Annotated in this window: 2 protein-coding genes; one reads left to right on the plus strand and one right to left on the minus strand. The window is 36.4% G+C overall.

Annotated features, from left to right (window positions below; genetic code table 11):
* Positions 1–528, plus strand: a 528-nt coding sequence (locus NNO02_RS23415) for a DNA-binding protein (protein ID WP_271455893.1), incomplete at its 5' end; no start/stop codon positions are given.
* Between the two features lie 31 nt (positions 529–559).
* On the opposite strand, the gene NNO02_RS23420 is transcribed toward NNO02_RS23415, so the two are convergent.
* Positions 560–799 carry an H-NS family histone-like protein gene (locus tag NNO02_RS23420; protein ID WP_271455894.1) on the minus strand — a complete coding sequence of 80 codons (240 nt, stop codon included), beginning with the start codon at positions 797–799 and terminating at the stop codon, positions 560–562.
* Positions 800–807: the final 8 nt, after the last annotated feature.

Here is an 807-nt window from a genome sequence, read left to right on the forward strand (position 1 = left end):
ATTAAAAAAGATGTTGATTATGTCCATATGTTCACAAAAAACTTCCAGCAACTCGCAGAACTTGATATTTCCAAGAATGAGTTGAAGGTTATCGCAAGGATTTTAAACATCATGGAGTTTGGAAACTGCTTTCATATATCGCAAGCAAAGCTATGCCGCGACTTAGATATTAAAAAATCAAATATGTCTCTTGTCTTTAAAAAGCTCAAAAAGAAAGGGATCATTATTGATAAAGATGGAGATCTCTTTATGAACTCCAACATATTTCTTAAGGGACAAGCGCATTCTATCAATGCCAAACAACGCCCTAATGTTAAAAAGGCACAGGGATTTAACGCTAATAATGAACCAGTATTTGATAATGTTTATACATTTAATCAAACAAATGATTCTGACAATCAACCTACAGAGGGAACGACTACATCTGAGCCACCAAAAACATCTGATAGCTGTTCTAACAAAGAAACAGATCCAGCACTGACGCTGCAGTATCCTAAAACAGCAGAGCCAGCTTATGATGATATTTAATATATAAGCGAAGAAGCAACATAGTGACTGGCTACTGCCAGTCAATGAGATCCTCTGGTGATATCCTATCCTTCTCCATCAATTTGAGGATCTTTTTCATTTTTAACTTACGTACCTTTTTCTCACCAATCTCCTGATAGTATTCTTCCCGCCGTTCCGCTACTACCTTGCGGAACTTCTTCAAGAGTTGGTTCAATGTCTTTATATCAGTGGTAGCCGCTTCAGCTTGGATTTTTCTATACATATACATAACGTGGAATTCATCAATCATATTAAACC

The sequence above is a fragment of the Citrobacter sp. Awk 2 genome (assembly GCF_028069815.1).
Taxonomy (GTDB): Bacteria; Pseudomonadota; Gammaproteobacteria; order Enterobacterales; family Enterobacteriaceae; genus Citrobacter.

Bases quoted from the DNA above. Each gene is read 5' to 3' on its own strand.
- NNO02_RS23420 (WP_271455894.1), bottom strand. From the start codon at position 799: ATGATTGATGAATTCCACGTTATGTATATGTATAGAAAAATCCAAGCT.